The organism is Ferruginibacter albus, assembly GCF_020042285.1.
Taxonomy (GTDB): Bacteria; Bacteroidota; Bacteroidia; order Chitinophagales; family Chitinophagaceae; genus Ferruginibacter; species Ferruginibacter albus.
This window is the reverse complement of the sequence record NZ_CP083388.1, coordinates 347,397-374,371: the sequence shown is the minus strand read 5'-3', so window position 1 is coordinate 374,371 and position 26,975 is coordinate 347,397. Positions and strand designations below refer to the sequence as shown.

The window sequence follows — 26,975 nt, the reverse complement described above, 5'->3', positions numbered from 1 at the left end:
CTCATTCATCCCTTTTACGTAAATTCGTAATGCATGGAAACCACCGTTAAAATACATAAGTACAATTTAAGCGAGGAAGAAGAAAAAAAAGAGATACTGCGCCAGTACCGCGGCTTATTACGGGCATTAAAGCCAAAGTTGAAACCCGGCGATAAAGAAGCAGTTCGTACTGCTTTTGAAATAGCTGTAGAAGCGCATAAAACGATGCGTCGTAAAAGCGGCGAGCCCTACATTCTTCATCCTATCGCTGTGGCATTGATATGCGTGGAAGAGATCGGGCTTGGGGTTCGTAGTACCATTTGCGCATTGCTGCATGATACTGTTGAAGACACGGACGTAACACTGGAAGATATTCAGCACGAATTTGGAAATGAGATTTCCAAAATAGTAGACGGGCTTACTAAGATAAGCACCGTGATGGACGCCAACAGCAATACCACGCAACAGGCAGAGAATTTTAAAAAGATATTACTAACGTTAACGGATGACCCAAGAGTAATCCTTATAAAATTAGCTGATCGCCTCCACAATATGCGTACGCTCGATAGCATGAAACGGGAGAAGCAATTGAAGATAAGCAGCGAAACCGTTTACGTATATGCACCGTTGGCGCATCGTATGGGATTGTATTCCATAAAAACAGAGTTGGAAGATCTATCGATGAAATATCTCGAACCTGAAGCTTATCGTTCCATTGCGCAAAAGTTGAATGATACCAAGCGTGAACGTACCCGTTATATTAATGACTTTATTCGCCCGTTAAAAGAAAAACTGGAAAAGAGTGACGTTAAATTCGATATCTATGGCCGTCCTAAAAGCATTCATTCTATCTGGAGTAAAATCAAAAAGAAAGGGGTAACATTTGAAGAAGTGTATGACCTGTTTGCAATAAGAATAATCGTTGATTCTGCTCCTGATAAAGAAAAAGAAGATTGCTGGAAAGTGTACAGTACTATTACAGATGAATACAATCCTTCTCCCGAACGGTTAAGAGACTGGCTGAGTAATCCGAAAAGCAATGGATATGAAGCATTACATACAACAGTAATGGGGCCGCAGGGAAAATGGGTGGAAGTGCAGATACGCTCCAAACGTATGAACGAGATTGCTGAAAAAGGTTTGGCCGCACATTGGAAATACAAAGAAGGCACCACCGATGAAAGTCGCTTTGACAAATGGTTTCATCAGATAAGGGAAGCGCTTGCTAACCAGGACAGTAACACAATAGATTTTTTACAAGACTTTAAAACTTCTTTTCTTACTGAAGAAATATATGTGTACACCCCTAAAGGAGATGTGAAGATGTTGCCGGCGGGTGCTACAGCATTGGACTTTGCATTTATGGTTCACTCTGTAGTAGGTAGTCGTTGTATTGGCGCCAAAGTAAATCACAAACTGGTACCTATCAGTTATAAATTAAAAAGCGGTGACCAGGTTGAAATTATCACCAGTGCTAAGCAAAAGCCAACTGAGGACTGGTTGAATTTTGTAGTTACTGCCAAAGCAAGAACTAAAATAAAGGATGCGTTACGGGAAGAGAAGAAATCGATTGCTGATGATGGCAAGTACACGCTGCAACGTAAGTTTGAAGGAATTGGAGCAACATTCAGTCCGGGTAATATTGATGAAGTAGTAGCTTTTTATAAACTCAATTCTCACCTTGATCTTTTTTATAAAATTGCTATTAAAGAAATAGATCTTAAAGAGTTAAAAGAGTTTCATGTTTTGGGCGAACGCCTGGAGCAGCCTAAAAAGGAAAAGCCACATCACGTTGAAGAGGACAAAGCTGAAATTGATCACACTCAAAAAGTATTTAATAAAAAAGATACTGAGCTTATAATTTTTGGTGAAAGCAGCGACCGTATAAAATATTCTTTGGCAAATTGCTGCAAGCCAATTCCCGGTGATGATGTATTTGGCTTTGTAACTTCAGGAGAAGGCTTGAAGATCCATCGCACCAATTGCCCGAATGCAGCCAGGTTAATGGCAAATTATGGACATCGCATTGTAAAAACCAAATGGGCAAAGAACAAAGAAATTTCTTTCTTAACAGGATTAAAAATTGTTGGATTGGATGATGTGGGCGTGATCCATAAAATAACTAATTTAATAAGCGGTGAAATGAAGTTTAATATTTCCGCCATGACGATCGAAGCAAAAGAAGGTGTATTTGAAGGCAACATAAAAATATTTGTACACGATAGAGAAGAATTGGATGAATTATGCGATCGCTTACTAACTTTACCGGGAATTGAAAGAGTAGAAAGATATGATACAGAGTAAGGCTTATTAATAACAAAATTAAATTTTATAAAATGCAAGAACTAATCAATCATTTAGTAGAAAAAGTTGGCTTAACACAAGAACAAGCTAACGGAGCCATTGAAGCTGTAAAGAATTTTGTAAAAGAAAAATTCCCGATGCTGGAAGGTGCTGTAGAAAACTTATTTAGCCAGCAAAGCGGCGGAACCGCTACCGACGGCTCTTCTTCAGGAATTATGGATAATATTACCGATAAAGCAGAAGACTTTTTAGGAGATCTGAAAGGAAAATTCGGTTTGTAATTTATATCTCGCAGAGGCGCAGAGAAAAACTCTGTGTCTCTGCGAGAAAATCATTTTAATACTTCTCTGCTGATAACTAATTTCTGAATTTCACTGGTTCCTTCGCCAATAGTACACAACTTGCTGTCGCGATAAAATTTTTCTACCGGGAAGTCTTTTGTATAGCCATATCCTCCAAATATCTGTACGGCTTCGGTTGCTACTTTCACAGCTACTTCACTTGCATAATATTTTGCCATCGCTGCTTCTTTTGTAACCGGTTGTTTACGGTTCTTTAGATCACAGGCCTGATTAATTAATAATTCAGCAGCCATGATTTCAGTTGCCATGTCGGCCAGCTTAAAAGATATTCCCTGGAAGTTGGCAATAGGTTGGTCAAATTGCTTTCTTTCTTTTGAATATTGAAGTGCTGCTTCATAAGCGCCTTTCGCAATGCCTAAGCTTAATGCAGCAATAGAGATACGACCGCCATCCAATACTTTCATGGCCTGGTGAAACCCGTCACCTACGCTGCCTAACCGATTTGCATCTGGTATCCTGCAATTATCAAAGATCATTTCGGTAGTTTCGCTGGCACGCATTCCCAATTTATTTTCTTTTTTACCGGCACTGAAACCCATAGTATCACGGTCAACTATAAACGCAGTGGAACTATCCTTTGCACGAGGCAATCCTGTTCTACAGATCACTACAGCCACATCACCGCTTTTACCATGAGTGATCCAATTTTTAGTTCCATTTAATATCCAGTCATCTCCATCTTTTACGGCAGTTGTTTTCATGTTTCCTGCATCACTACCGGTAGTAGCTTCGGTTAATCCCCAGGCACCAATATATTCTGCGGTAGCTAATTTGGGCAGATATTTTTTCTTTTGTTCTTCACTGCCAAAACTTAAAATATGCCCGGTACAAAGGGAGTTATGTGCTGCCACACTTAATCCAATTGCGCCACATACTTTGGCTACTTCCTGTATCACAACATTATATTCAAAATAACTTAAACCTGCACCACCATATTCTTCAGGAACCAACACTCCCATCATTCCCAATTCACCCAATTGCTTAAATATTTTTATCGGGAACTCCTGTGCTTCATCCCATTTCATTACAAATGGCTTAATATATTGATTGGCAAAATCTCTTGCTGTTTGAGCTACTTGCTGTGTAACTTCATCTATTTCAAAATTCATTGACATAACCGTGCTGCTGTATTAGTTGTACTACAATTTAATCAACTTTTAAATAAGGTGAAAGCTTTTTATAAATTTCATCCGTCACTAAAACAACTTTTTTGACGTCAGCAACAGAAGTGTAATTTCCATGTTGATTGCGATATTGCACCACTGCATTGGCAATGGCATAACGCATATAAGGATGTTGTTTCATTTCATCAACAGTGGCTGTATTGATATTTATTTGAGCAAGGTTGGTAATATTTAATTGTAACCGAGGTTTTATTTTTTGAAAAGTAGAATCAGGCAAGCCGAATGTTTCTCCAACCTGTTCAACAGAGTAAAACCCACCTAGTTTATTTCTAAAGTTTATTATCCTGTTGGCAAGCTTGTTTCCTATTCCGGGCAATGCAATAAAAGCAGTTGTATCCGCTACATTTATATCAACCAAAACAATTTCTTTTTTATATTCTTTCTTTTCATAAGTAAAAGTTTGAGCATAATTAGATAATTGTTTAGGTTCAATGTTTATGTAAGGAATTAATTGCTGTGCTTTATCAGGAGCAATTCCCCATATTTTACCAATATCTTCCGGCTTATAAAACTTGCCGCCTTTCGATAAATATTTCTGTATGGTTGCAATGGTCTTATCTTTTATTCCTAAACGTTTCCATCCTGCCGCATCAAGTGTATTAGGATTGAAATAAAATAATTCGGTTGGTAATTCTACTTCTTTATTTTCTATTGGCTCGTTATATAAGGCAATGTTTCTTTCAAAATTGTTTTTACTAAAACTATCTGTTTTTTGTGCCGATTGCAATTGCGTAATTTCTTTTTCAAACTCCTCATGACTATATTGTTTTGGCTTGTTAAAAAGAGAATATGTAAAAGGAATAAGGAGAAAAAATAAAATAAGGGAAACTAAAACAAGGATACCTCTGCGTTCTTTTTTTGTAAAAGAAAAGTAGGAATACGTTTCTTTGTTAAGCATATGATCATATTTTGAAGGGTCAAGAATCTCTACTATGAAGATTTTAACCTATCAAAAGTTGCATCCCGTCATAAGCTAAATTTATTCCGGCCGGAAGCGTAGGTTCTACGTCCTCGTATTTACCCAACTGGTGGCTGATATGCGTTAAATAAGTTTGAGGAATTTCCAGTTCGCGGGCAAGCGCAATGGCTTCATCTAATGTATAGTGAGAGATATGTTTATCGTGCCTCAATGCATTTACTACCATTATCTTACTGCCTTTTATTTTTTCTTTCTCACTTTCATCGATACGATTGGCATCAGTAATATAGGTAAAATCACCAAAACGAAAAGCCAATACCGGCATTTTTAAGTGCCAAACCAAAATAGGTGTCACAGTAATATCGCCTATTGTAAAGGAATTGCTTTCATCAATGGTGTTTAACGTTAACTCCGGTATTCCCGGATATTTTTTATCAGCAAAGGCATAGGCAAATTCTCTTTTTAATGCCTCTTCCGTTAATGCATTCGAAAATATCTGCATTGGCTTTTTTAAAAACCAATTAAATGCTTTTACATCGTCCAACCCTGCAATATGATCCTTATGAGGATGTGTAAATAGAACTGCATCGAGCTTTTTTACATTTTCTCTCAACATTTGATAACGGAAATCAGGCGTTGTATCTACTACTAAAGTTGTTGTTGCACTTTGTACCAAAATGCTGCTGCGTAAACGTTTATCTTTTTTATTGGTAGATGTGCAAACCTCACAATCGCAGGCAATCATCGGAACACCGCTACTGGTGCCGGTTCCCAAAAATGTTATTTTTAATGGAGGATAGCTCACTGTACAAAAATAAAACTATTCTTACAGAGTCCAGAAACACAGGGCATTATGTAATTAGGAGGGAAATATTTTGAAAAACTTTCACAGACACCAAAGTAAATTCTTTTTCTCTGCCTTAATGAGACTATTCTTTACTCATGCTCTATGCTCATTACCTCGTCAAGCATTTTTTGGCTTTCATGTGTGAGTAAATCGATGTGAATATCTAATTGCGGTAATAGATCTACCAGTGTATTTATTCTTCCTTCTGTTTGAAAAAATTTATTTAACACTACTACTTTCTTTTCTTTTAAAACACAGTACCCGCTTTGAAAAGTTCCCTTCTCATAACGAAGCAAGTAACCTCCTTCTTCTACAATTCTCTCTATTTTATCAAGGGTGGTTTGTGTATATTTCATCGCAAAATTCTCTTTTAGAACAAAATGGGTTAAAAACAGTGCAACTTCTATCTATTACAATTAATTATGAAAAAAGTTTTTCAACAAACGTTAATAAATACTTTGCATTGTGATTTATATTTGACGAACAACAATAATAAATGGCGAGATATTTTTATTTGCTTTTGTTAATCCCGATCCTTCAGAGTTGTAATTCCGGCAATTCCAGTAAGGAATTAATGAAAAAAGCAATTGCTATTACAGATTCAACACAATCTCCTTATTCGAAATTTGGCAAACGCCTTTCTATTACAGGTGATTTTAATGGCGATAAAATTATTGACACCGTTTATGAATCATACATTAGTAGCCTGACCGGAAAAGAAACAAGTAAGATCATGGATAGTGTTGATTGGGAAAATAATATCAAGCTGGTCATAAAAAAACTACCTATTAGCAGATTATATACATCTATTCCAAATGTTGATACTTTCATTGTTATAAAAGGATCACAATGTGGACTTACTCTTTTTAAAAACTTAGGAGATATGAATAATGACGGGAAGGATGAAATAGGCTACTGCGTTGATTGGGCTGATCTTTCTCTTTCAAATACATTTCACATTATAGAGCTTAAAAAAAATAGTTTTGAAGAAATAGCCTGCATTCCAATTAATGAAGAAACTTTTACTATAAACTATAACTTAATTAAACGTAAGCTACTCAAACAAAAAACAGCGACTAAAAAGTAGTAATTAAATAAGCTCTATTCTTCCAAAAAATCATTTATTAGTCATTCGCACAATCGGCACGATCATTTCTTCCAAGCTTACGCCACCATGTTGAAATGTGTTGCGATAATAATTTACAAAATGATTGTAATTATTAGGATAACAAAGGAACACATCTCCTTTTGCAAAAATATAGGATGAATTTACATTGGGCACCGGCAACGCTGCTTCACGAGGGTCGCGGAAAGCCAATACATCCCGAGGTTCGTAGTTAAGGTTACGTCCATGCTTGTAGCGAAGATTAGCTGTGGTTTGTTTGTCGCCAATAACTTTTACCGGCGTTTTTACACGCACACTTCCATGATCGGTACCAACTATTAAGGTCATTTTTTTATCGGCAACTTTTTTAAGCGCCTGGTGTAATGGAGAATGTTCAAACCAGCTCTGTGTAATGCTTCGGTAACTCGTTTCATCACCGGCTAACTCTTTCAACACTTCCATTTCTGTACGTGCGTGGCTCAGCATATCAACAAAGTTGTAAACAATAATATTAATATCGTTTTGCAATAAATTATGAATGTTATCAACCAGCTTTTGTCCATCGTTGTTATTAGTGATCTTTGTATAAGAATATTTTAGATCACTTTTGCCCAATTGTTTTAATTGTGCTTTAAAAAATTCCTCCTCAAATAAATTCTTTCCTCCTTCTTCATCATCATTTTTCCATTGCACCGGAAACTTTTTTTCTATATCTACCGGTAACGCACCCGCGAAAATAGCATTGCGGGCATATTGTGTAGCTGTTGGTAAAATGGAATAGAATGTTTCTTCTTCCAATATTCTAAAGCTTTCATTGAAGATCGGTTGAATGCTTTTCCATTGATCAAAACGCAAATTATCTATTAATACAAAAAATAAAGGAATTCCTTTTTCAACATGCGGCAACACTTTATACTTCATTACCGTATGACTCATTATCGGGCTATCAACGCTTTTAGGTCCAACCCATGACGCGTAATTCTTAGAAATAAATTTAAAGAATTCCGTATTGGCTTCAGATTTTTGCGATTGAAAAACTTCCTGCATTTCAGGACTATCGCTTTTTTTCATCTCCAGTTCCCAGTACACTAATTTTTTATAAATGTCCATCCAGCCATTGTAATCCGGGTTATCGTTCAACGCCATGAATAAGTTTCTAAACTCTTGTTGATAAGAAGAGGTAGTTTTTTCTGCTACCAGCCTTTTATTATCAATAATTTTTTTCAAGCTCAATAACACCTGGTTAGGGTTTACGGGCTTTATTAAATAATCGCTGATCTGTGAACCGATTGCTTCATCCATCAAATTCTCTGCTTCATTTTTGGTGATCATTACTACAGGCAAATTGTTATTCACTTCTTTTATCTGTTGCAAAGTTTGCAAGCCGGTAATGCCAGGCATACTTTCGTCCAGCAGCACTACATCCACAATATTCTCTTTTACAAATTCCACGGCATCAAAACCGTTGGTTTTTGTATTCACTTCATATCCCTTGTTTTCCAAAAAAAGTATCTGCGATGTAAGGCTGTCAATCTCGTCATCAACCCAAAGTATTTTTGTTGAACTCATGTTTTTTTAATTAATAATTTTTGATGTTTGTTCTTTATGTCCTTAGCCGAAGTACTACTATCAGGAATCGTTGTGTCACTCTCTTTTACGGCGCTGCAGTTCTCAGCATTTTAACTGCGTTCATTACAAATTTAATTTAATCTATGGATGCTTTAGAGATTTGTTTTACTTTGTACATCTTTTAACAAAAAAGTTTTTACTATTAATGCCTTTTCGCAAAATCATTAACGATCCTGTTTACGGCTTTATCACTATTGACGATGAATTGATTGCTGCGATCATCGCACATCCTTATTATCAACGGCTACGACGCATACATCAAATGGCAATGGCACATTTGGTTTATCCTGGCGCTGTGCATACGAGATTGCATCATTCATTGGGCGCATATCATTTAATGAGCTGTGCGCTTATTGAATTAAAAGGAAAAGGTGTTGAAATCACAAAAGAAGAAGAACAAGGAGCCAAAATTGCCATTTTACTGCACGATATAGGACATGGGCCTTTCAGCCATGCATTGGAAAATATCCTGGTAGAAAATGTGCACCACGAAGAAATATCATTGCGCATAATGAACGAGCTCAACAAAGAGTTTAACGGTCAATTGCAAACTGCATTGGATATATTTACAGACAAGCATCCAAAAAAATACTTACATCAACTGTTAAGTGGTCAGCTGGATGTTGACAGAATGGATTATTTGACACGTGATAGTTTTTTTACAGGTGTAAGCGAGGGTGTTATTGGTTATGATCGCATTTTAAAAATGCTGGTAGTTCACAATGGCGGACTGATGATAGAAGAAAAGGGAATTTATTCTATCGAAAAATTTTTGGTAGCACGCAGGCTGATGTACTGGCAGGTGTATTTGCATAAAACAGTTTTGTGCGCTGAACAAATGCTGAAACAAATCATTAAAAGAGCAAAACATATCAATGCTGAAACACCGGGAATTTTAAGCAGTTTTATCCATTCATCTAAACATACGGCAACCTTAGAAGAATTTTGTAATATAGACGATCATGATGTGTTAGCTACAATGAAAATATGGAGCATGCAAAGTGACAAAGTGCTCTCTACCTTATGCAATGGCATCATCAACCGGCAATTATTAAAAGTAGAATATTCCTCACAGCCAATTAACAAAAAAAGACTGCAGGAAAAGATCGAAGAAGTTGCAAAAAAATTATCTATAAGCAGCGAAGATGCAGAATGGCTTGTCTTTACCGGTGAAGCAATAAGCAGCACATACAATTTTGAAGATGAAAACATCCATATCTTATTTAAGGATGGAACTATAAAAGACATTTCAGAAGTAGATAATGCGCTTATCAATCAAAACCTTAAAGGCAAGATCAAAAAATATTACATTTGTTATTTAAGATAGTCGCAGGTTTCAGGTAATCACTTTTATACCAGGAACTTGACGCACAAAATTCAGCTATGCAATTTTCCGCAATACAAATAGCCGCCATCATCAATGGTAAAATAGAAGGCGACCCCAATGAAACTGTTGCATCTTTTGGTAAAATAGAAGAAGCGCAAAAAGGTCAATTAGCATTTTTAGCCAATCCCAAGTATGAAGATTTTTTATATTGTACACAGGCATCTGTTGTCATTATCAATGAATCGCAGGAGTTAAAGCAACCTGTTTCGTGTACGCTTATCCGTGTGAAAGACGCATACAGTGCCTTTGCCATTTTATTAGACAAGTATCAGCAAATACAAACGCAGCAAATGCAGGGAATTGAAGAGCCTGCATATATTCATGCTACTGCCAAAAAAGGCGAAAATATTTTTATCGGGGCTTTTACATACATCAGCGAAAAAGTAATTATAGATAACAATGTAAAATTGTTTCCAAATGTTTTTGTAGGTAATAATGTCATTATAGGAGAAAATACAATCATCCATCCCGGTGTAAAAATCTATCACGATTGTGTGATCGGAAAAAACGTAGTGATACATGCCGGCACCGTTATTGGCAGCGATGGTTTTGGCTTTGCTCCTCAGGCAGATGGCAGCTATAAAAAAGTTCCTCAAATAGGCAATGTGGTAATTGAAGATAATGTGGAAATAGGCTCTAATACTACAATTGACAGAGCAACAATAGGAAGCACTATTATTAAAGCAGGTGCAAAACTCGATAACCTATTACAAATAGCACACAACGTAGAAATTGGCAACAATACCGTAATTGCAGCGCAATCAGGTATTAGCGGAAGCACTAAGGTTGGGAATAACGTAATGATTGGTGGGCAAGTTGGTTTGGTAGGACATATTCAAATTGCAGATGGAAGTAAAATAAATGCTCAAAGTGGTGTAAGTAAGTCTATTAAAATACCTAATACTGCAGTAACGGGCTCTCCGGCTTTTGACTATACTGCTGCATTGCGAAGCCAGGCAATAAACAGAAACTTACCTGAGTTGGAAAAACGCATCAAAGAATTGGAGCGGATCATAAAAGAGCTCATCGAAAAATGACCTTTTTATCCTTTTGCATATAGCTGAATTTATGATCTTTTTTACACTGTAAAGCAGGCTATCAACTGCAACTATCAACTCTAAATATCTATCTTTGCCGGATGGACTCAAACTTTAACCCGGACAAGCAACATACATTAGCTTCAACCATAACAATCTCAGGAACGGGGCTTCATACAGGCATTAATGTTGACATGATATTAAAGCCTGCCAACCCCGGCTTTGGTTTTCAATTTCAACGAACCGACTTAGCAGGAACTTCTGCCATTAAAGCTGACTGTGACCTGGTTACTGATACTTCAAGAGGAACTACTTTAGAACAAGGTCCTGTTAAAGTAAGTACAGTAGAGCATATATTGGCTGCCCTGGTTGGAATGGGTATTGATAATTGTTTGATAGAATTAAATGGACCTGAAGTTCCTATTATTGATGGAAGCAGCGCTCCTTTTATAAAAATAATTGAGGAAGCCGGTGTGCTGGAACAAGACGCTGCAAAAGCCTGGTACACGATTGATAATAATATTTCTTATTACGATGAAAAAAAGCGGGTGGAGATGACAGCGCTTCCATCTACGGATTATAAATTAACTACCCTTATTGATTTTAATAGCCCGGTACTGGGAACACAACATGCAGGTTTAAAATCAATGAAAGATTTTAAAGTAGAAATAGCGCCCTGTCGTACTTTTTGTTTTTTACATGAGTTAGAAATGTTGCTGGATAATAACCTGATCAAAGGCGGTGATATTAATAACGCAATTGTTGTGGTAGATAAAACAGTAACAGAAGATGAAATGAATCGCCTGGCGAAAGCTTTTGGCAGACAAAAAGTAGAAGTTAAAAGTGAAGGGTATCTCAATAATGTTGAATTGCGTTTCCCTAACGAACCTGCACGACACAAATTATTGGATGTGATCGGCGACCTGGCTTTGATCGGCTATCCCATTAAAGGACATATTATTGCAAACAGACCCGGACACAGCACCAATGTTGAGTTTGCAAAAAAAATAAAGCAATACATAAAGAAGAACAAGCATACAAAGGATATTCCTATTTATGATCCCAATCAACCGCCGGTTTATACACAGCAACAAATTGAAAAAACGTTGCCACATCGTTTTCCATTTTTGTTGGTAGATAAAATAGTTGAGCTTACTCCTACTTTGATCGTAGGTATTAAAAATGTAACGTTCAACGAATATTTTTTTCAGGGACATTTCCCAGGAAACCCTGTAATGCCAGGTGTTTTACAAATAGAAGCGCTGGCACAAACAGGAGGCATTTTATGTATCAATGCCATGCCTGAAGGGCAATACGATACCTATTTTTTAAAGATAGATAACTGTAAATTCAAACAAAAAGTAGTGCCCGGCGATACCATGATCTTAAAAATGGAATTGGCAGAACCTATTCGTCGTGGTATTTGCGTAATGAAAGGAAGTGTGTATGTTGGCAACAAGCTTTGTACAGAAGCGGACCTGACAGCGCAATTAGTAAAAAGAAATTAAACCATTAGCTAATAGGTTAATGGCACTTAGCAGGATAAAATAAAATTAAAAAAAGTGTTCAATTTGTAATTAGCAGATTAGCACATTATCGGATTAGCACATTAAAATTATGATTCATCCTCACACATACATTCATCCTAATGCAAAGCTTGCCACTAACGTAAAGATCGATCCATTCAGTGTGATTCATCCTAACGTAGAAATAGGTGAAGGCACCTGGATAGGCAGCAATGTTACTATCATGGAAGGCGCCCGCATCGGGAAAAATTGCCGGATATTTCCGGGAGCTGTGATCGCAGCTATTCCGCAAGATCTAAAATTTGAAGGAGAACAAACTACCGTAGAGATCGGTGATAATACTACTATTCGTGAGTTTGTAACCATTAACCGTGGCAGTAAAGATAAGTGGAAGACCAAAGTAGGTAACAATTGCCTTATAATGGCTTACAGTCATATAGCACACGATTGTATCGTGGGCAACAATTGTATCATGAGCAATAACACTCAAATGGCAGGTCATGTAATAATGGGTGATTATTCCATCTTAGCCGGAATGTGTGCTGTGCATCAATTTGTACAGATCGGTCAACATTCATTTGTGAGTGGCGGTTCATTAGTAAGTAAAGATGTACCCCCTTATATAAAGGCTGGTCGTACGCCGCTTAGCTATGCCGGCGTAAACTCCATCGGTCTTAAGCGCAGGGGGTTCTCACTGCAACGCATAAACGATATCCTGGATATTTATCGCATCATTTATAATAAAGGGATGAATACCACGCAGTCACTTAATTATATTGAAGAAGAATTAGCCGCTACAGATGAACGGGATGAAATTGTAACCTTTATTCGGGAGAGCGGTCGCGGCATTATTAAACGTTTTACAAAGGGAAGTACAGACGAAGAATAGTTTGCATCTCAGCATTCATAATTTTTATTCAACATCGTTTTTGCTATACGATGCATCGGAACTCAGTTGCACGGCATACCTTTGTGTATCTGAAAATGCAAATCACTTTAAACAATATTGGCAAACGTTATAACCGGGATTGGATATTCCGGCATATCGATTATCAATTTATTGGCGGGAAAAAATATGCCATTACAGGAGCTAATGGTTCCGGCAAATCTACTTTATTACAGGTGATCGGCAGCGCTGTTTCGCATAATGAAGGCAAACTTCAATTTACAATAAACAACGCATCATTACCAGAAGAAAATATATACAAGCACATTTCTATTATTGCCCCTTATCTTGAATTAATAGAAGAAATGACAGCTAAAGAATTCCTGGATTTCCATATTCAATTCAAGCCACTAACACAATCTTCTAAAGAGATAATAGCGATTGTTGGCTTGGAAAAAGCCACACATAAACAGATCCGTTATTACAGCAGCGGTATGAAACAGCGTTTAAAATTAGCCCAGGCATTTTTCAGCAATACACATGTTTTATTAATAGATGAACCTACTACCAATTTAGATGAAACAGGCATTGCATTATACCATCAACTTATAAATGATCATACTGCAAATAAATTAGTGATCATAAGCAGCAATGATAAACAGGAATATAGTTTTTGTGATGAAGTGTTGGACGTGAGTAGATACAAATTGTAATTATCTTCTTTTTGCAACTTTAGCCTTAGTACTTTTTTTAGGATAAACTGTTTTCGTATCAGGGATAGTAAGGCCACCCAGAAGCGCTTGTACACTTTCATTTAATATCTGGTATTTATTAGCAACAAACAGATCCATTTTATCAGCAGGCAATCGAAGATCATAATTACCTATACTTGAGATCATACCCGCAAAACCGGGATTATAGCGATCGAAAGTTTCCATGCTCATCGAAAGGTTTTTAGCAATAATGGCAGCATTGTATTTACCGGAAATGTTCATTGTTTGTACATTATCCTTTTCTGCAGAAGTTAAAGAAGGTTGTTTATAATACGGGTTTACTCCAATTGAATTATAACTCGTTCTTGTTACATCAGTACTGTTATCAAAAACCAAAGCACTATCGGTGTTTACATTGGTTGTAATACCGCCGCCACCCTCCATAATATAATGCGTAGCGATAAAACGTTTTACATACGTTCTTGATTCTTCAGGCAAATAAAATTGCAGGTTCCAGAAATTATTGCTGCCGCATTTTTTAATAGCACTTGAAACTCTTCCTGCACCGCCATTATAAGCCGCCATCACCAATAACCAATCATGAAACTGTCCATACAACGACAGTAAGTATTTTGCAGCCGCATTTGTGCTCTTATAATAATCAGTTCGCTCATCTACATAATTATTAATCGTTAAACCCAATTGACGTGCTGTACCCGGCATTAATTGCCAGGGGCCGCAAGCACCTTTGTTGGAAAGCGCCTGGGTTTGTAAATTCGATTCAATTACTGCAACATATTTTAACTCATGTGGCAAACCATATTGTTGCAAAACATTTTCGATCAAAGTAAAATAAGGTTGTCCCCAATCTTTCATTTTTTGCAAATAGGTGCCATGAGATTTCATGTAATCCTGTATAAAATTTTCGGCGTTGGGATTTACCTGTGAAGTGTAAGGAATGTTTGAATTATAATTATAATTGGAGAATAAATTTTTAAATCCGTATTTGGTTACCTGGCTAAAATACTGCACCTTATCTTTCTTAGGTGCTTTAGATGATTTAACCACCTCTTTAATCAATGCATCTTCCTTTGTGGTGTCTTCCACTATAGTGCCAGGTTGAACAGAATCAATAGACTGAGAAAAACTTTTTTCAGCAAATGCAAATAATAAAAATGCAAACAATAATATAATTGTTTTATTATTCATTTGTTGCAAGATGCTGATAGCTTTTATAGTGTTGCATCAACACCTTGGAAAACTCCAGCAAAGTTAGTTCATCCTGCTTATTGGTAATTACCTGTAAGCCAAAAGGCATGCCGTTGCTGTGTTTGTAAAGAGGAACCGATATGGCAGGCACACCGGTAAGATTTGCAAAAACGGTATAAATATCTGCAAGATACATTGCAATGGGATCGTCTGTTTTTTCTCCTAATTTAAAAGCTGTAGTGGGCGATGTTGGTAAAACTATTGCATCGTATTCTTTAAAGATAGCAGCGATTTTATCCGTTAATAACCTACGAACTTTTTGTGCTTTGCTATAATAAGCGTCATAATAGCCCGCGCTTAGCACAAAAGTCCCTAATAAAATTCTTTTTTGCACTTCTTTGCCAAAACCTTCACTGCGTGTACGTTTATAAAAATCCACCAGGTCGGTAACTGCTTCCTTTGTTCTGTGCCCGTAACGTACACCATCAAAGCGGCTTAAATTGCTGCTTGCCTCTGCAGTGGTCAATACATAGTAAGCAGGTACCACATAATCCAACAGATCAAATTCAACTGCTTGCACAGTGTTTCCGTTATTTTTTAATTGTTCCAACGTTTTGTTAATGCCGTTACTTATTTCTTTATCCAGCGACTCATGCTCAATTGCTTCTTTGAAATAAGCGATACGATATTTTTTTTCTTTATTGTTGGAGGAAGAAAAATTTAATGATCCTTGCTGAATGGCTGTACTGTCAAAATCATCGGGGCCAGAAATAACTTCTAGCGTTTTTTCTACATCTTCAATGGTATTTCCAAAAACTCCTATCTGGTCGAATGAAGAAGCATAAGCGATCAATCCATACCTGGATATTCTTCCATAAGTTGGTTTAATACCAACAATACCGCAAAAATCAGCAGGCTGACGTACTGAACCTCCTGTATCGCTTCCTAAGCTTACCATGCACATGCCGGCTTGCACAGCTACAGCACTTCCACCGGAAGAACCGCCGGGAACCTTAGTAGTATCAAATGCATTCAATACCGGACCGTATGAGGAATTTTCGTTGGAACTGCCCATTGCAAATTCATCACAGTTGCAGGAGCCAATGATGATAGCATCTTCATCCAATAGTTTTTGAACAGATGTAGCGTTATAGATAGACTTAAAACCTTTTAAAATATTTGAAGATGCAGTTACTTCATGATCTTTATGACAGATAACATCTTTAATAGCAACAACAACTCCGTGTAATTTTTTTAATGGCTCACGCTGTTTCCGTTTTTCATCCAACGCTGCTGCCCGTTTCAAGGCTTCTTCTTTATAAATATTTACAAACGCATTTAGCTCTTTATGCTTATCTATTTGCTGCAAGTAATGTGTTATTACTGCTTCGCAGGATGTATTACCTTGTATAAGTTGTTGATGATATTCGTCTATTGAGTTGAATAAAAACACTTCTATTTTTTTAAAGATTAAATTATTTATACGCCTAACTCCATTCTACAACGCTTTCCTTCGCTTTTCTTCTTTCCACTTTTGCGCAAAGTAAAATACTTATTTCATATAAGATCAGTAACGGAATGGTGCATATTATCTGGCTTAACATATCCGGAGGCGTTATAATACCCGATAAAACCAACATGATAATAATAGCATACCTGCGGACCTTTCTTAACCATTTAGCGCTTACCACATCTACTTTAGCTAAAAAATACATCACTAACGGAAGTTGAAAAGCAAGTCCTGCACCTAAAATAAGCGGCACCAATGTATTGAAATAGCTTCCTATTGTCCATATGTTTTCAATATTATCATCTATTGAAAAATGAGCAAAAAAACTAACAGTATAAGGAGCAATTACAAAATACCCAAACAATACTCCGATAAAGAAAAGAAAAGAAACCCAAAAGATGACACCTCTTGAATTTTTCAATTCTTTTGATGACAAAGCCGGTCGTACAAATTTCCAAAATTGCCAAAATACATATGGAAACGCAATAATAAAACCACCTATCAAAATAATATTAAAGAACACACCAAATTGTCCTGCAACTGTTGTGCTCTGCATTTTTACATTTATTTCTCCCATGCACAATTTGTCACCTAGGTTAAAACGCTGATCAAGCCTGCACAAAAAAGTATAAGTAGGAAAATCTTTGTGTGTTGGGCCCATCAAAATTTTCTTGATGATCAGATCATCAAACACTACCATTACAATAGCGCCTAACGCAACAGCAACAGCTGATTTAAAAAGATGCCCGCGCAATACATCTAAATGCTCAAAAAAAGACATTTCTGCCCTTGAATTGTCGCCTTTACCTATATTGAAAAATTTCATGAAATTTTAGGGATATAAAATGCCTATAAACAAAACCTCGCAAAATTACTGCGAGGTTTTGTTTATAAAAAAAGATGATTTTTGGTTATTACTGTGTGTCAGACGAAATCTGTTTAGAACTGTTTGAGGCAGCTACTTCTTTGTTCGATTCACTATTCAATTGGTCTTTGATCTCTCTTTTTACACCATCCTTAGCATCTTTGAATTCTCTGATGCCGCTTCCTAAACCACGCATTAGTTCGGGAATTTTTTTACCTCCAAACAAAAGCAGCACAACCAATATTATCAATATCATGTGCGGGCCACTAAATAAATCTCCCATGTTTGTATTTTTAACTGTGAATGAAGATGTAAAGGTAAAACAAAAAACACAACAAGAAACACATTTAACAGTTACTCCGGTAAGCATTGTAAATTTTATTGCTACAAAAAAAGGAGATCTAAAAATAGACCTCCTTTAATAAGTTCGGGACAAGTGAGACTTCAAATAAATAATTACCTGATGTAACGACCGCATTTAGCTTTTCCATTAGCCGCTTCATACGGTGTAATTCCCCTTGAACAAGATGCAATTGCAAGAGCCAATCCTGCAACAATAGCAAATAAAATAACCTTTCTCATGATTTAATCATTTTAAATTTTAAGAAATAAGCAATAATCGTTGCTTTAGGGGGAAAGGTCTTGTCGGAGGAATTGGAATGATTGGTATATTATCGCCTTAGCCAACAATCGTTCCAATTTTCAGATATAGGGTAGGCTTATAATACAAAGTACGCAAAAATAATTGATTTTCAATAGAAAATCTTATACCAAAAGTTTTGTTAAGAAGTCGTCGCCATTCTTTTTTCCTGGATACGAGCGCTTTTACCGCTTCTTTCACGCAGGTAAAATAATTTAGCACGACGTACTTTACCAACTTTGTTTAATACGATGCTATCGATATTAGGAGAGTTTGTAGGAAATAAACGCTCAACACCTACGCCATCGCTGATCTTGCGAACAGTAAATGTTGCAGTAGCGCCGGTTCCCTGACGTTTGATCACATCGCCTTTGAAGCTTTGGATACGCTCTTTATTACCTTCAATAATTTTATAATTAACGGTAATATTGTCTCCAGCTTTAAAAGAAGGAACTTGTTTTTTTGTTGCCAATTGTTCGTGTACAAATGCTACTGCGTTCATAACCTAAATTTTAAGGAGTGCAAAGGTAAAGAACTCCCGCTAATTTTCAAAACTAATTACAAGATTAAAAAAATGAGCATAAATTACTGTCTGAATAGGCTTAAAGCCGCATAAATATATTTTATATTATGAAAAAACTTTTTATATTTTTCTATTTGCTACCCTTTTTTTGCACTGCTGCTACTGTGGATACTATTACTATTTATAGTGCTGCTATGAAAAAAAGCATTTCCTGCGTGGTAATAAGCCCTAATTCCTATAAAACACAAAAAAGCAATTATCCTGTGGTTTACTTATTGCACGGTTACAGCGGGAACTATTCTAACTGGATACAAAAAGTGCCTTCCTTAAAAAAACAGGCAGACGATTACCAGATGCTATTGATCTGCCCGGATGGGGGTTTTAGCAGTTGGTATTTTGATAGCCCTGTTGATTCGACCATGAGATATGAAACGTATATTTCTAAAGAAGTGATCAAATACATCGATACTCATTATCGAACCATAAAAAATAAACACGGAAGAGCTATTGCCGGTTTAAGCATGGGGGGACATGGCGCTCTATTTTTAAGCATTCGTCATCCTGAATTGTTCGGTGCTTGTGGAAGCATGAGTGGGGGCGTCGATCTGCTTTCTTCTCATAATAAATATGATATTATAAAACGCATTGGCGATACCACAACCAACAATCCTTACTGGCACGATTACTCTGCTGTCAATTTTATAGAAAATTATAAACCTTCTGATTCGCTGGCATTTATTATTGATTGTGGAACAAGCGATGGATTTTATACAATCAATCATCAATTGCATGAAAAAATGTTATCCTTAAAAATTCAGCATGATTATATAGAACGTCCCGGTGAACATAATTGGGACTATTGGGCAAATGCGGTAAAATACCAGTTATTGTTTTTCAGAAATTATTTTAATAAGTATAAATAAGACTTTTTGCGCCGGCATTAATTCTCTATTCAACATCCTTGTGTCACTCTCTTGTGCAGCATATTTTCATAGCAGCCTTGTAAACCAATTACTGCTATTCTGCTGACTTTTCTTGAAATCTTTTCCGTAAATTCACATTACACGAATATGAGAACACTTTCTGAAACCTGGTTTGCTGAAGGCTATATAGACTTTGAGCTAAAGAAGTACACGCTTCTTGCTTATCTGCAGGAGGTGAACAGTTGTTTTCGTCAAAATATGTTATATCCCGAATTAGCGGATATAATTTTTCATTACAACAATATCATAGCTTTTAGAGAAAATAAACGATTTCTGCAGGAACAGTTTCCTAAAAAATTATCCGGCATACAAATGCAAAAGCTGCAATGGCTATACGAGCAATTGATCGAAGATGATGAAATGATGCAGGAATTGGAAGATATTATTAATTATTCTGCCAATACTATCAAACAAACCATCAGCAATGGCGCTGAGATATACGAATTTGTAGAAACTAAAATAAACATCACTCCTATTGGTATTGTTCCGTTGGATAACAACGAGGGTTATTTCTTCCTCAACACCGGCGATGAAAAAGATACTCGAGTGTATCAATATCGTCTTTCTATATTTGAAAAAAGTGAAGAAAAATACCGCAGCATAAAAACGGCTTATATCGATATGTGGTATCGCAGCATTGCTACTACTTACGAGCATATTAAATATGAATTGATCCGTAAACGCAGCGATTTGCCAAATCCAGCTGTGTACGCAGTAGAAACCTCTCTTAAATTCCCTTTGGAAGAAACATTATTACCTATTGCCAAAAGATGCCTGGTAAAATTCATTTCATCGGCTGCCGCGTAAATTGTCCTATAGGGCCGCAGACAACACAGCGCATTTCATGATTTAGCTGCCATTTCGACTTATTTGAGATTTGTTATTTGCTATTTGGAATTTCCAATCAACTATGGCACAGTTTTCAGGGCATATATAGTAAACTGTTTGTCATGAAAAAGAAAAAACAAATACCTGGCAGCAAAGAAGATAATATGAATGCTTTGGAAGATATGCATATCTATGCTGCCGGTCATGAAGTGGATGAAAAATTAATTCCCGCCAATGACACTAAGCATGTAAATGGCGGAATTCCGGATGATGAGATTGATGAAGACGACGATTTAGATGATGATGACAATAGAGCATAAATAACACTTTAAATCTTTGGTTATGATTCGCAAATTAAAATCGGGAGAATACCGAATATATTCCCGTACAAAAGATACAAAGACCAATCGACGCAAAAATTTAGGTACTTTCTCTACCTTAGAAGCAGCCAGGAAACACGAAAGGGAAATACAATACTTCAAACATCACTAAAATATTTTCCTGTTTTTAAAATATTTGGCCTTGTCCGCCGTCTACCTTGTTATATATGGATAAGGCACTGGCTATACCAAACACAATGACTGCAGAACGGAATAATAATATCACTGATACTATTAAGGCTTATGGCAAGCGCTTGTTTGGATTTATCCGCAAACGCGTTAACAGCAATGAAGATGCAGAAGATATTTTACAGGAAGTTTTTTACCAATTTGCCGGCAATACTACACCTATTGAACAGGTAAGCAGTTGGTTATTCACTGTTGCACGTAATAAGGTTACTGACAGCTATCGTAAACAAAAATTACCGTTGGCAGATGATGTTGTTGCTGCATCCAATGATGATGACAGTTTTGATTGGAGAGAGTTTTTAATAGCCGATGATAACTCACCTGAAACAGCTTATATAAGAAATTTATTTTGGGAAGAATTGCAACAAGCATTAGATGAATTACCTGTAGAACAAAAAAATGTTTTTATCCAAAACGAATTAGAAGACATTCCATTTAAAATTATCTCTGAACAAACCGGTGTAAGTGTGGCCACACTCATTAGCCGTAAACGTTATGCAGTGCTGCATTTGAGAGAACGATTAGCGAATCTTAGAAACGAATTATTAAATTATTAAAAACAATTGTCAGTCTAAGCTTGGCGAAGACAATTATTAAAACAATAAAAATATTTACAATGAGACCAGAATTTAGAAGAAGAAAATTTTTCATGATCATCCCGATGGTAATTGTTGGCATATTCCTTTTTGGATTGGTCGTAATGGGATTATGGAATTGCGTATTAGTTGCCGTGTTAGGAGTTAAAGCTGTTACGTATTGGCAGGCTTTAGGAATATTAGTGTTAAGCAAGATTTTATTCGGCGGCTTTAAAGGTCGTGGTGGATGTCACGGTGGACGCCATGAAATGTGGAGACAAAAAATGCAGGAAAAATTCAGCAACATGACTCCTGAAGAAAGAGAAAAATGGAAAGCAGAATGGAAAAGCAGATGCGGATGGAGAAGAGATAGAGACGAAAAAGCAAACGAAGAAGCATGAGATGTGAATGAATAGTCAATGGTGAAAAAATAACTGATAATAAGACTAACGAAAATTTCACTATTCACCATTGACCATTCACATTAATCAACCAAAACCAACCAACATGGAGATATTAGTATTTAAAACCAATTTGACTAATAAGAAGAAAATTAGTGCTGTTGAAAATACTTTAGATATTCATCCTAATATTAACCGCTGGAATGTTGATTTAAATGATTGCGATAATATTTTACGTATTGAGGCGAATGATCTATCGCCAAAAGAAATTGAAAGCATCTTGTTGAATGCCGGATATTATTGTAAAGAATTGGAATGATAATGTGAATGGTCTATGGTGAATAGAGAAATCATTGCAATTCTATTCTTTAATAAAAGTTCAATAATAGCAATGCCGATGAACGAAATAATTATCTCATTTCTTTTACTAAAAGAAATGGATAACAGAACAAGTTCACAACGATGCTGAAGAAAGAACAAATGTTTGTAACAAAAATATCTTACATATTTCTTCTATATTGTCCGCCGACTTCATATAACGCATGCGTGATCTGACCGAGAGAACAATACTTTACTGTTTCCATTAATTCAGCAAAAATATTTTCATTATTAATCGCAGTTTGTTGCAAACGTTTCAACATTTCTGCACTTTTATTGTTATGTAGATTATGAAAAAAATTCAACGCATTTACCTGGGCATCCTTTTCTTCTTTGTTAGAACGAACAACCTCGTTTGGAAGAATTGTAGGAGAGCCTTTTTTATTCAAAAACATATTGACGCCCACGATCGGGTGTTCCCCATTGTGTTTTAATGTTTCGTAGTAAAGACTTTCTTCCTGGATCTTATTGCGCTGGTACATTCGTTCCATCGCACCTAATACACCACCACGTTCAGTTAATCGATTGAATTCATTGAGCACGGCTTCTTCCACAAGGTCAGTCATTTCTTCAATTAAGAAACTTCCCTGCATCGGGTTCTCGTTTTTGGCAGTACCTAACTCACGGTTAATAATTAACTGTATCGCCATTGCACGACGAACACTTTCTTCTGTTGGTGTGGTTATCGCTTCATCGTAAGCGTTAGTATGAAGCGAATTGCAGTTATCATAAATAGCGTAGAGCGCCTGCAACGTAGTTCGTATATCGTTGAAATCTATTTCCTGCGCATGCAAGCTTCTTCCGCTGGTTTGAATATGATATTTTAATTTTTGCGAACGTTCGTTGGCTTTATACTTATGCTTCATTGCTTTTGCCCAAATGCGGCGAGCTACTCTGCCAATGACGCTGTATTCAATATCCATTCCATTACTAAAGAAGAAAGAAAAGTTTGGTGCAAAATCATCGATCTTCATTCCTCGACTCAAATAATATTCTACATAAGTAAATCCATTTGCTAATGTAAAAGCAAGCTGTGTTATAGGATTAGCGCCGGCTTCAGCAATATGATAACCGCTGATACTTACGCTGTAAAAATTCTGTACTTTATTTTGAATAAAATATTCCTGCACATCGCCCATTAATTTTAAAGCAAACTCTGTAGAAAAAATACAGGTGTTTTGCGCCTGGTCTTCTTTTAAAATATCCGCTTGTACAGTGCCGCGAACAACTGCTAATGTTTTTGCTTTAATTTTTTCATATTCTTCTTTTGGCAAGATATCAGAACCGCTGAGTCCTAATAACTTTAACCCTAAACCGTTATTGCTTTGAGGTAATTCTCCATTATATATTGGAAGGTTTTCCAAATCCTTCATTAAAGTATTTGCATTTTCTCCTAACCATTTTTCGCATTGCTGATCAATAGCTGCATTCAGAAAAAACGCTAAAAGCATAGGTGCCGGACCGTTAATGGTCATGCTAACAGAAGTTTTTGCATCGCATAGATCGAAACCGCTGTATAACTTTTTTGCATCGTCTATCGTGGCAATGCTTGTTCCGCTGTTACCGATCTTTCCATAAATATCAGGTCGATAATCGGGATCTTCTCCGTATAAGGTAACACTGTCAAATGCAGTGCTGAGGCGCTTCGCAGGTTGCTCTAAACTTAAATAGTGAAAACGTTTGTTGGTAGATTCCGGTCCGCCTGCACCCGCAAACATTCTTGTAGGGTCTTCTTCTGTTCGCTTTAAAGGAAAGACCCCTGCGGTGAACGGAAATTCTCCCGGAACATTTTCCTGTAACTGCCATTTTAAAATATCTCCCCAATCTTTATACTTGGGCAATAATATTTTATGTATAACAGTGCCGGATAGACTTTTTTGTATGAACGGCTGTTTTATCTTTTTATCACGAATGGTATATTCAAAAAAATCTTTGCTGTACTTTTCTTTAAGCGCTTCCCAGCCATCTATTAATTTTTTGTTAGATGAAAGAAGCTTTGATTCTAGTTCATTCTTTATTGACTGCAGCTCTTCATTTTTGCTCACTAATTGCAATGCTCCGTTTATTTGATACAGTTTAGATGCAATCGCAACCTGCTCTTCTACTTCTTTATTATAATGAATAATTTCTTCTGCTATTTCTGAGAGATAACGAACTCTCTTTGGCGGAATAATCTGTGACTGATTAATAGTATCATTCACATGTGGATGATGTTCTATCTCTTTCCCAAAGTGTACACCGGTTTTTTGGGCAACTTTCTCCATCACTCTTTCAAACAATTCATTTACGCCTGCATCATTGAATTGCGCAGCAATGGCGCCAATCACAGGCAAGTCTTCATCTTTAGCAGTAAATAAATTGTGATTGCGTTTGTATTGCTTCCGCACATCATGCAAAGCATCCAAAGCGCCGGCTTTATCAAATTTGTTTATGCAGATAATATCTGCATAATCCAACATATTGATTTTTTCCAGTTGAGATGCTGCGCCATATTCGGGTGTCATTACATAAATGCTGGTATCTACATAATCCAAAATAGAAGCATCACTTTGTCCAACGCCTGCACTTTCTAAAATGATGAAATCATATCCGGCTGTTTTACAAATGTCGATAGCTTCCTGCACATGTATGCTTAACGCTTTATCACTTTCTCTTGTTGCCAAGCTGCGCATGTATGCTCTTGGTGATGAAATGGAGTTCATACGAATTCTATCTCCCAATAATGCTCCACCCGTTTTCTTCTTACTTGGATCGACTGAGATTACTGCAATCGTTTTATCAGTATATGTATTTAAAAACCGTCGCACCAATTCATCTGTTACAGAAGATTTGCCGGCACCGCCAGTTCCGGTAATACCGAGTATCACAGGCTTGATATTTTTTGAAGAATTTTTTGATCTTATTTCATTCAATAGTGAAGAATAATCCTGTTCATTTTCAGCCAGTGTAATTGCTCTTGAAATCCGACGAATATCTTTTACTTCTTGTAAAGGCAATTTGCCATTCCAGTTATGTTTTTCCAATATTAAATTAGAAGTTGCCGCTCTTTCAACAACATCTTTGATCATTCCTTCTAAACCTAAATGTCTTCCATCATCAGGACTATAAATTTTGGTTATGCCATAATTATGCAATTCTTCTATTTCGCTCGGAAGAATCGTTCCGCCGCCGCCGCCGAAGATTTTTATATGTCCGCAGCCATTTTCATCCAGCAAGTCTTTCATGTATTTGAAAAACTCTAAATGTCCACCTTGGTAACTTGTTATAGCAATGGCGTTGGCATCTTCTTCAATAGCAGCTTCTACTATTTCAGCCACGCTCCTGTTGTGTCCCAAATGAATAATTTCTGCGCCCATGCTTTGCATAATGCGACGCATAATATTGATGGCAACATCGTGTCCATCGAACAAGGAAGCGGCTGTTATAATGCGAACTTTATTTCCTGACTGAACCATGATTTATAGAATTTATCTGATTCCCCGATTTTTTGTGTTATCCACAATCGTCTATTAAAGTTACAAAATAAAAAAGCCATTGCCGAGTATCTCATTAGAAGTAATATAAATACACAAATAAAAAGAGACAGCCTATTAAATGAATTATAGTTAACGATCTACTCGTTTTATTTCCTCTGATAGTTTTTACAAGATTAATAATGAATAAGAGAATACCCAATAAGGAAAAAGCCAAAGGAGCCAAGATATCAAAATTGGGAGTACATGGCCCGCTCCGAAAACATTTATGACAAATAAACACAATGACAAACACAAACAAATAATACAAAATAGCAGTGAGAGGCTTTTTCATATTATCTCATCTTAAACGTAAGCGCTGCAAAATCATTTACAGACAAAGCTTCTGCTCTTTTATTAAAAATCTCATCTTGTAATTCCTCGGTAGTAAATTGCGCTTTTACAGCATTCCGTAATGTCTTACGGCGTTGGTTAAACGCAGTTTTTACCAAAACCTCAAAAGCCCGCTCACTTTTTACATTTATGGGAGTAATTTTTCTTGTTAAGCGAATAACGCCGCTTTCCACTTTTGGCGGTGGAGTAAAACATTGATTGCTTACATCGAATAAATATTCAACATCATAGTAAGCTTGTATCAATACACTTAGCACACCATATATTTTACTTCCTTCTTTTGCAGCCGCACGTTGCGCCACTTCTTTTTGAAACATCCCTATTACAACAGGCACATTTTCTTTCCAATCTAATACTTTAAATAAAATTTGAGTAGAGATGTTATAAGGGAAGTTTCCAATCACAGTAAATGGTTTATCAAAAGGAGCATCAATATCTAAAAAACTTTGATGAATTATTTTACCGCTTATTGAAGGATACTTTTTTGACAAAAAATCTACTTTTTCCGTATCCAGCTCTACTGCTTTAAAATCGATGTCGGGAATTTGCAGCAGATGTTTAGTAAGCGCTCCTCCTCCGGGACCGACTTCCAACAAACGTTCAAATTCACCTTGCTGTAAAGCATCAATTATTTTACGAATGATGTTTTCATCTTTTAAAAAATGTTGCCCCAGCGATTTTTTGAGTGTGTACTCCATAAAGTCAAAAGTAAAAACTAAAAAGTGAAAACGGTGGCTTCTTTTGACTTAC

General features: G+C 36.5%; 28 protein-coding genes. 15 read left to right on the top strand and 13 right to left on the bottom strand.

Annotation, left to right across the window (positions count from 1 at the left end):
• Window positions 1–33: 33 nt before the first annotated feature.
• The gene (locus tag K9M53_RS01670) at window positions 34–2,283 is read left to right on the top strand and encodes a RelA/SpoT family protein (RefSeq protein WP_224017366.1); all 2,250 of its coding nucleotides are present in this window, start codon (window positions 34–36) and stop codon (window positions 2,281–2,283) included.
• Window positions 2,284–2,315: 32 nt separating this feature from the next.
• Window positions 2,316–2,564 carry an HU family DNA-binding protein gene (locus tag K9M53_RS01665; protein ID WP_224017363.1) on the top strand — a complete coding sequence of 83 codons (249 nt, stop codon included), beginning with the start codon at window positions 2,316–2,318 and terminating at the stop codon, window positions 2,562–2,564.
• 50 nt (window positions 2,565–2,614) lie between these two features.
• Here the strand turns inward: K9M53_RS01665 and K9M53_RS01660 are convergent, their stop codons facing one another.
• From K9M53_RS01660 to K9M53_RS01645, 4 genes are all read right to left on the bottom strand, one after another.
• Window positions 2,615–3,760: an acyl-CoA dehydrogenase family protein gene (locus K9M53_RS01660; RefSeq protein WP_315857672.1), complete on the bottom strand. Its 1,146-nt coding sequence runs from the start codon at window positions 3,758–3,760 to the stop codon at window positions 2,615–2,617.
• A gap of 31 nt (window positions 3,761–3,791) precedes the next feature.
• Window positions 3,792–4,727 carry a ComEA family DNA-binding protein gene (locus K9M53_RS01655; protein WP_224017360.1) on the bottom strand — a complete coding sequence of 312 codons (936 nt, stop codon included), beginning with the start codon at window positions 4,725–4,727 and terminating at the stop codon, window positions 3,792–3,794.
• 43 nt (window positions 4,728–4,770) lie between these two features.
• Window positions 4,771–5,553, bottom strand: coding sequence for an MBL fold metallo-hydrolase (locus tag K9M53_RS01650; protein WP_224017358.1), 783 nt, complete (start codon window positions 5,551–5,553; stop codon window positions 4,771–4,773).
• Window positions 5,554–5,684: 131 nt separating this feature from the next.
• A complete protein-coding gene (locus K9M53_RS01645) occupies window positions 5,685–5,951 on the bottom strand; it encodes a hypothetical protein (protein WP_224017355.1) in 267 nt (88 codons plus the stop codon).
• 218 nt (window positions 5,952–6,169) lie between these two features.
• Between K9M53_RS01645 and K9M53_RS01640 the strand changes: the two genes are divergently transcribed.
• Window positions 6,170–6,682 (top strand): hypothetical protein, encoded by a 513-nt coding sequence (locus tag K9M53_RS01640; RefSeq protein ID WP_224017353.1) that lies wholly within the window; start codon window positions 6,170–6,172, stop codon window positions 6,680–6,682.
• 30 nt (window positions 6,683–6,712) lie between these two features.
• Here the strand turns inward: K9M53_RS01640 and porX are convergent, their stop codons facing one another.
• Window positions 6,713–8,269, bottom strand: a complete 1,557-nt coding sequence (gene porX, locus K9M53_RS01635) for a T9SS response regulator signal transducer PorX (protein ID WP_224017351.1) — start codon at window positions 8,267–8,269, stop codon at window positions 6,713–6,715.
• Between the two features lie 205 nt (window positions 8,270–8,474).
• Here porX and K9M53_RS01630 point away from each other — a divergent pair, with 205 nt between their 5' ends.
• From K9M53_RS01630 to K9M53_RS01610, 5 genes are all read left to right on the top strand, one after another.
• Entirely contained in the window at window positions 8,475–9,656 is a 1,182-nt protein-coding gene (locus K9M53_RS01630) for an HD domain-containing protein (RefSeq protein WP_224017350.1), read from the top strand.
• Window positions 9,657–9,712: 56 nt separating this feature from the next.
• Window positions 9,713–10,753 carry a UDP-3-O-(3-hydroxymyristoyl)glucosamine N-acyltransferase gene (lpxD, locus tag K9M53_RS01625; RefSeq protein ID WP_224017347.1) on the top strand — a complete coding sequence of 347 codons (1,041 nt, stop codon included), beginning with the start codon at window positions 9,713–9,715 and terminating at the stop codon, window positions 10,751–10,753.
• Window positions 10,754–10,854: 101 nt separating this feature from the next.
• Window positions 10,855–12,261 (top strand): bifunctional UDP-3-O-[3-hydroxymyristoyl] N-acetylglucosamine deacetylase/3-hydroxyacyl-ACP dehydratase, encoded by a 1,407-nt coding sequence (locus tag K9M53_RS01620; protein ID WP_224017345.1) that lies wholly within the window; start codon window positions 10,855–10,857, stop codon window positions 12,259–12,261.
• 109 nt (window positions 12,262–12,370) lie between these two features.
• Window positions 12,371–13,168 (top strand): acyl-ACP--UDP-N-acetylglucosamine O-acyltransferase, encoded by a 798-nt coding sequence (lpxA, locus tag K9M53_RS01615; RefSeq protein ID WP_224017343.1) that lies wholly within the window; start codon window positions 12,371–12,373, stop codon window positions 13,166–13,168.
• 95 nt (window positions 13,169–13,263) lie between these two features.
• Window positions 13,264–13,878 (top strand): ABC transporter ATP-binding protein, encoded by a 615-nt coding sequence (locus K9M53_RS01610; protein WP_224017341.1) that lies wholly within the window; start codon window positions 13,264–13,266, stop codon window positions 13,876–13,878.
• Here the strand turns inward: K9M53_RS01610 and K9M53_RS01605 are convergent, their stop codons facing one another.
• The 4 genes from K9M53_RS01605 to K9M53_RS01590 all read right to left on the bottom strand — a co-directional run bounded on the left by K9M53_RS01605 (window position 13,879) and on the right by K9M53_RS01590 (window position 17,745).
• Window positions 13,879–15,087: a lytic transglycosylase domain-containing protein gene (locus tag K9M53_RS01605; RefSeq protein ID WP_224017338.1), complete on the bottom strand. Its 1,209-nt coding sequence runs from the start codon at window positions 15,085–15,087 to the stop codon at window positions 13,879–13,881.
• Window positions 15,080–16,540 carry an Asp-tRNA(Asn)/Glu-tRNA(Gln) amidotransferase subunit GatA gene (gene gatA, locus K9M53_RS01600; protein ID WP_224017336.1) on the bottom strand — a complete coding sequence of 487 codons (1,461 nt, stop codon included), beginning with the start codon at window positions 16,538–16,540 and terminating at the stop codon, window positions 15,080–15,082. Before gatA ends, K9M53_RS01605 begins: the two co-directional genes overlap by 8 nt.
• A gap of 34 nt (window positions 16,541–16,574) precedes the next feature.
• The gene (gene tatC / locus K9M53_RS01595; RefSeq protein WP_224017334.1) at window positions 16,575–17,423 is read right to left on the bottom strand and encodes a twin-arginine translocase subunit TatC; all 849 of its coding nucleotides are present in this window, start codon (window positions 17,421–17,423) and stop codon (window positions 16,575–16,577) included.
• An 88-nt stretch (window positions 17,424–17,511) separates the two neighbouring features.
• Window positions 17,512–17,745, bottom strand: a complete 234-nt coding sequence (locus K9M53_RS01590) for a Sec-independent protein translocase subunit TatA/TatB (RefSeq protein WP_224017331.1) — start codon at window positions 17,743–17,745, stop codon at window positions 17,512–17,514.
• Here K9M53_RS01590 and K9M53_RS01585 point away from each other — a divergent pair.
• The gene (locus tag K9M53_RS01585; protein ID WP_224017329.1) at window positions 17,744–17,884 is read left to right on the top strand and encodes a hypothetical protein; all 141 of its coding nucleotides are present in this window, start codon (window positions 17,744–17,746) and stop codon (window positions 17,882–17,884) included. The two genes, K9M53_RS01590 and K9M53_RS01585, sit on opposite strands and share 2 nt — an antisense overlap.
• Before the next feature lie 34 nt (window positions 17,885–17,918).
• On the opposite strand, the gene K9M53_RS16065 is transcribed toward K9M53_RS01585, so the two are convergent.
• Window positions 17,919–18,044: a hypothetical protein gene (locus K9M53_RS16065; RefSeq protein ID WP_255580657.1), complete on the bottom strand. Its 126-nt coding sequence runs from the start codon at window positions 18,042–18,044 to the stop codon at window positions 17,919–17,921.
• A gap of 200 nt (window positions 18,045–18,244) precedes the next feature.
• Window positions 18,245–18,604 (bottom strand): 50S ribosomal protein L19, encoded by a 360-nt coding sequence (rplS, locus tag K9M53_RS01580; protein ID WP_224017327.1) that lies wholly within the window; start codon window positions 18,602–18,604, stop codon window positions 18,245–18,247.
• Window positions 18,605–18,732: 128 nt separating this feature from the next.
• Here rplS and K9M53_RS01575 point away from each other — a divergent pair, with 128 nt between their 5' ends.
• The 6 genes from K9M53_RS01575 (at window position 18,733) to K9M53_RS01550 (ending at window position 22,300) form a co-directional block, all read left to right on the top strand.
• On the top strand, window positions 18,733–19,548 hold the full coding sequence (locus K9M53_RS01575; RefSeq protein ID WP_224017325.1) for an alpha/beta hydrolase: 816 nt from the start codon (window positions 18,733–18,735) through the stop codon (window positions 19,546–19,548).
• Between the two features lie 147 nt (window positions 19,549–19,695).
• Complete coding sequence (locus tag K9M53_RS01570; protein WP_224017323.1) at window positions 19,696–20,415, top strand: hypothetical protein; 720 nt, start codon at window positions 19,696–19,698, stop codon at window positions 20,413–20,415.
• A 143-nt stretch (window positions 20,416–20,558) separates the two neighbouring features.
• Window positions 20,559–20,756: a hypothetical protein gene (locus tag K9M53_RS01565; RefSeq protein ID WP_224017321.1), complete on the top strand. Its 198-nt coding sequence runs from the start codon at window positions 20,559–20,561 to the stop codon at window positions 20,754–20,756.
• Window positions 20,757–21,013: 257 nt separating this feature from the next.
• A complete protein-coding gene (locus tag K9M53_RS01560) occupies window positions 21,014–21,562 on the top strand; it encodes an RNA polymerase sigma factor (RefSeq protein WP_224017319.1) in 549 nt (182 codons plus the stop codon).
• Window positions 21,563–21,621: 59 nt separating this feature from the next.
• The gene (locus K9M53_RS01555; protein ID WP_224017317.1) at window positions 21,622–21,981 is read left to right on the top strand and encodes a hypothetical protein; all 360 of its coding nucleotides are present in this window, start codon (window positions 21,622–21,624) and stop codon (window positions 21,979–21,981) included.
• Window positions 21,982–22,087: 106 nt separating this feature from the next.
• Entirely contained in the window at window positions 22,088–22,300 is a 213-nt protein-coding gene (locus K9M53_RS01550) for a hypothetical protein (RefSeq protein WP_224017315.1), read from the top strand.
• A 181-nt stretch (window positions 22,301–22,481) separates the two neighbouring features.
• On the opposite strand, the gene K9M53_RS01545 is transcribed toward K9M53_RS01550, so the two are convergent.
• Both K9M53_RS01545 and rsmA read right to left on the bottom strand, forming a co-directional pair.
• Window positions 22,482–25,814, bottom strand: coding sequence for a methylmalonyl-CoA mutase family protein (locus tag K9M53_RS01545; RefSeq protein ID WP_224017313.1), 3,333 nt, complete (start codon window positions 25,812–25,814; stop codon window positions 22,482–22,484).
• Window positions 25,815–26,167: 353 nt separating this feature from the next.
• Entirely contained in the window at window positions 26,168–26,923 is a 756-nt protein-coding gene (gene rsmA, locus K9M53_RS01540; RefSeq protein WP_224017310.1) for a 16S rRNA (adenine(1518)-N(6)/adenine(1519)-N(6))-dimethyltransferase RsmA, read from the bottom strand.
• Window positions 26,924–26,975 lie beyond the last annotated feature (52 nt).